The 4861-nt window shown below is 25.8% G+C and carries 6 protein-coding genes; all 6 read right to left on the bottom strand.

The features are described 5' to 3' along the window. Positions 1-182: 182 nt before the first annotated feature. Positions 183-1325: a hypothetical protein gene (locus L8W69_RS08955; protein WP_263666959.1), complete on the bottom strand. Its 1143-nt coding sequence runs from the start codon at positions 1323-1325 to the stop codon at positions 183-185. A 138-nt stretch (positions 1326-1463) separates the two neighbouring features. Further along, positions 1464-1721, bottom strand: coding sequence for a hypothetical protein (locus L8W69_RS08950; RefSeq protein ID WP_070311057.1), 258 nt, complete (start codon positions 1719-1721; stop codon positions 1464-1466). 256 nt (positions 1722-1977) lie between these two features. Further along, positions 1978-2415, bottom strand: coding sequence for a hypothetical protein (locus L8W69_RS08945; RefSeq protein ID WP_044598580.1), 438 nt, complete (start codon positions 2413-2415; stop codon positions 1978-1980). Between the two features lie 303 nt (positions 2416-2718). Beyond that, positions 2719-2919, bottom strand: a complete 201-nt coding sequence (locus L8W69_RS08940; protein ID WP_263666958.1) for a hypothetical protein — start codon at positions 2917-2919, stop codon at positions 2719-2721. Further along, positions 2919-3425: a hypothetical protein gene (locus tag L8W69_RS08935; protein ID WP_263666957.1), complete on the bottom strand. Its 507-nt coding sequence runs from the start codon at positions 3423-3425 to the stop codon at positions 2919-2921. The genes L8W69_RS08940 and L8W69_RS08935 overlap by 1 nt, the downstream gene beginning before the upstream one ends. A gap of 1098 nt (positions 3426-4523) precedes the next feature. After that, positions 4524-4757 carry a hypothetical protein gene (locus L8W69_RS08930; protein ID WP_257938276.1) on the bottom strand — a complete coding sequence of 78 codons (234 nt, stop codon included), beginning with the start codon at positions 4755-4757 and terminating at the stop codon, positions 4524-4526. Positions 4758-4861 lie beyond the last annotated feature (104 nt).

The raw sequence follows: 4861 nt of genomic DNA, 5'->3' as shown, positions 1-4861 counted from the left end.
AAAAGATATAAGCTTGGTAGTTTTGGAGTTCTTCAAAAGTAAAATCTGTCGTTGCTTCTAATTTATAAAGTTCATCATAAATACTTTGACGATCAATGATGCTTTTATTTTCACAAAATAAATAAATACTTTTTTTATCTTTATGAATAAAATATAAAAAGTCTTTACCTATCATAATTTTCCTAAATAATACCTATTTTAGCTTTTCCATTAAAATACAAAGCTTGTGATATTTTACAAACTCCACCTAAATATTGCTCATCCCAAATTTGATCTTTTATTTTATAACTTTTTGAATTATATCCGTATATTTTTGTTATATTATTAATATTTTCAAGACATTTCATATCTTTATAAACCACAATAAAAATTCTAAATTCTCCAATGGCAATTTTATGAGCTAAATTTTCTTGATTATTAATAAAGGAACTATCTTTTCTGTATTTATTAAAATCATTTTTATCAAGAATTAAAATATATTTTTCTTTTTCATGTGCCTTTAAAATAAAATCTATGATTTTTATTTGACTAATGGTAGGAGCTTTATAGCTTGTATAATAATTATCTCCAACCTCTTCTAAAATACCATTTGTTTCTTGCATTATAGTGGCTATTAATGAAAGAAAATATTCAAAATGATTGATTTTTTTTGGAGAGCTTCTTAAAAGCCCAAGAGGTCCATTTTTAAGAGCGAAATTTTTATTATTAATAGCATTATTTTTTAACACAAAAGTTTCTGTATATATTTGAATATTTTTCATAAAATGATTAAGATACTCTATACATTCACTAAAACTTTTATCTTTGACTTTGTTATGGTTAGCATCTAATTCTAAAAGATAGGAGTAGAAGTAAAGAGTTTGAGTTAGGGGGATGGAGTGAGAATCTTTACCCGTATAGATAGGCAGTCTATTGTGTGAGCCATATTGAGCAGAAGCGATGATATTTATACCACCGCTGTCATAGACACAATATACTTTTTGAGGATTTAAGACTTGCTCCATAATATTTTTATCTAATAATGCTGCCAAAGCCCGCATTAGCATATTATCAATCTCATCAATAGCAGGAGAATTAAAAGTATAGACTTGCGATGCCATAAATTTGATTGCATTAAATTGTGTATTTAAGCTCCTATCAATAGTATCGCAAAATTGCATTGCTATAACTGCTAAATATCCGCCTAAAGAATGCCCTATAAAAATAATATTATTTGAATCTACTTTGTTTAAAATAGGTGCTATGTCTAATAAAAATTGCTTTAAAGCATTAAGTTGAAAATCGCCCTTACCAAAGGTAAGCCCTATATCCGCCAAAGTATCCATACTCCAAAGTCCCTCTGTCCCCCTAAACCCTACTACAAACTTATCTTTTTCTTTATCATAAAACAAAGTAGCACTAAAGCCAGAAGCCGTATTTGGTTGGTGGAATTTAATCTCATATTTTTTAGCAAAGTTTTTAGCTTAAATCTCCCCAAATTCTCCATTAAGTGTCGGATATAGTGCAATGGAATCATCATAAATAAAATAATCTTTATATTTTTTAGATAAGGTCTTTGTATATTCTAAATTTTCTATATTGTCTTTATCTTTAGGGAATCTATTTTGCCCTATTTTATAACTATCCATTTCTCGCTCATCGTTATTGATATACATAAAGTTAAAATAACTTGCTTGAGCCAACTCGGCATAGTCTCTTAGATTGTTGATTAATTCTTTCATTTAGTCTCCTAAAGTTAATTTAGCACCAAAAACAGAGCAAATGCCAAAGGGTAATATAAAAACAATATTAAAAAATTCCTTAAATATTTTTTAATTCTTGTTATTCCAAAAAGCCATAGATTGGCTATCATTAGTGGAAAAACTATCCAACCAAGCATTATAAAAAACTCCTCAACCCTATTTGGATTATGTCCAACAATAGGAGATATAAACCAACCTACAACACATAATATAATCCAACAAATATAAAGTATTTTTAGAATCCGCATTCTGTTTCCCTAAACCACACCACGAAACCATCTTTGTATGTATCATAGAACAAAGCAGCAGAAAAGCTTGACTCTGTATTTGTTTGATGGATTAATAAATCATATCTATCTAAGAATTGTTTGGCTTGGAGTGGGGAGAAGTCGCCATCGAGCTTGCTGATAGTAATTTCTTTTTGTTCTTTATCTAACTGAACAAATTCAACAACTCTATGATTTTTATAGTTTGTATTCAAAATATCCGTAATGTAAATTTCTTGAATTTTAGGTTTATTGTCAGCGTCTCTAATTTCATTGCCTTGCCTATCTTGCATTACAAGAAAGTGAGATTTACTTTGCTGTTCTAAAAAATAGTGAAAATATCCATAGCTAGCCCATGCTAACTCAGCGTTATCTCGTAGTTTTTCAACTATCTCTTTATTTGTCATTTTGCCTCCTTAAAATTACAGATAAACTTATTATCTTTAAAACATTCTGGCATCTCTTTAATATAGATATTACCACAGGTAATATAATTATTCCACATAACTCTAAAATCCATATTGCCTTCATTGCCTAATATCATAGGTCTCCAATCATACCAAATTGAGCCTGATTCATTGATTTCTATTATATTTTTTTCCAAATCCATTTTAATATTTAACTGAGCTTTTATTCTCTCAGTATCATATCTAAATCGTGCAATATAATTATTATTCTCAAGTTTTAAATTATTTTGTAAATCACTAGGATTAACTCCAAATAATTTTAATGCTTTCTCTGTTCTTTTTTTTAGAAGGCGGTGTAATATCTAACTCACATATTTTCTTAAACTTCCAATAACTTGGTTGTAATTCATAAGGAGTATAATAAAGCGGGATTCCAAGTAGATAAATTCCAAATAATGTAATAAATACTAAGATAATCTTTTTAGGTGCAAGAAACTTTTTCATTATTTGACTTCCTTAGGCTCTATTCCTCTAATGGCTAAAATATAATTGATATAGCCATATTCACTTGTATAGATTTTTTCTTTAGTTTTACTATCAATTTGTTTTCTTTTTTCTCCAAACAAAGTAGCACTAAAGCCACTTGTAGTGTTAGGCTGATGAAATTGAACCTCATATCTTTGAATGAAATTTTTAGTCTGTAATTCTCCAAATTCTCCATTTAGTTTATCAAAATTTGTCTTTTCATCAAAGAAATTTAATATTTTTGATTGCCAATCATTATCTTGTCTTAAATCAATCAATACTTTTTTATCTTTATATTTTTGACTGACAATATGTTCTAAATTTACTTTTATTTCTCTATAACCTCTAAGAGAATTTTCTTCTTGAATTTTTTCTTGATTAGAATCTAACTCAAATATATTTCTAGTATTTAAAAAATCAAAATTAAAATAGCTAGCTTGTGCAAGTTCTGCATAATCTTTTAAATTATTGATTTGAGTTTTCATTTTTATTTCTTTTAATTAAATAAATTATTGCAAATATTACAATATGTATCACAATAATAATTAAGTACAACTTAAAATTACTATTATTTCTATTAATCAATAGTAGCAACAAATAACAACAAATAGCAACAAATAGCAACAAATAACAACAAATAGCAACAAATATATTTTTTGTTTTTCTTGCTTTTTTATAAATCAAATAATAAAAATAAGGCAATAATGGAAAAAGATAAAGTATAACAAGAAAAAAGAACATTTTAGTAAAAGTTGCATCATATGCCATATAATAACCTAAAATAGCCCCAAATCCCCAAATTATAATCCAAATAATATATAGATTTTTTAGTATTATCACACTACTTCCTTTTTTTGTTGAAATTTAAATTATTATTAAAAAATCAAAAAAACCAATCTATACAAGTTTAGCGTAATTTTTGAGATTGTTAATTTGAGCTTTATTACTCATTTTTTAAATCCATATAGAAAATAAAAAGATATAAAAAAATGTATAAAAAAATACAAAATAATAAAGAAAAATAATAAGAAAGTTCTTTTCTAAATTTAATAGATATTATTAAAAATAATATTGTATAAATGCCTAATATTATTACATAATTAAAAAATCCCCCCGAGATAAAGAAAAATAAAGAAAAATAAAGAAAAATAAAGAAAAATAAAGAAAAATAAAGAAAAATAAAGAAAAATATTTTTGGATTTAATAGTTTCTTGTAGTGTTAAATATGATATGTAAGGTAACAATGGATAAGAATATATAAAAAATGCAATCTTTAACATATCACCAAAAAATTCTATATCACTAAAATAAGTATATAAAGAACTAAACAAAAAAATAATTCCCCAAAACATCCCCCAAGCAATGTATATTTTTTTTAATAAACCCATTTATTTTCCTTTTTATATTTTTAATAAAATTATCCTACTTTTTAAAAATCAAAATATAATTACACTAGGAACCATTCCAACCATAAACACTAGAGGCATTAAAACTATAAACTTCACTGGGACTAAAAGATAGCTTATCTTTATATTTAACATCACAATATATCAAAGCCCCACTTAAAGTATTAGACTAATGTTTTAAAATACAAAATCAATAGTTCTTTTACTCAGTGCATCATTTAACCCTACCCTACTAATATCATTATCCAATGTTATTTCTTTACTATCAAAACAAGTATTTATAAGAGAAATACAATATTTAGGTTCTATTTTAACTATTTTATTTTGTTCAAAACGAGCTTGTATAGCACAAGCATAAGCTGTGTTTGTATTTTTAGGTTTTACAATATTTTCCCTTTTACTATTTTTCATAACAATATCTTGCTTTAATTTATCACCAAAAGTAAGTTTATCTGCTTTATAAATATTATTCTTTTCATCTTGCTCTATATTTTCCCAAACATATTACAACATAG

The sequence above is a fragment of the Campylobacter sp. CNRCH_2016_3089 genome (assembly GCF_025772505.1).
GTDB classification, from domain to species: domain Bacteria; phylum Campylobacterota; class Campylobacteria; order Campylobacterales; family Campylobacteraceae; genus Campylobacter_D; species Campylobacter_D lari_D.
Note: the sequence above shows the minus strand (reverse complement) of the source record. Positions and strands in the feature narration are given on the sequence as shown.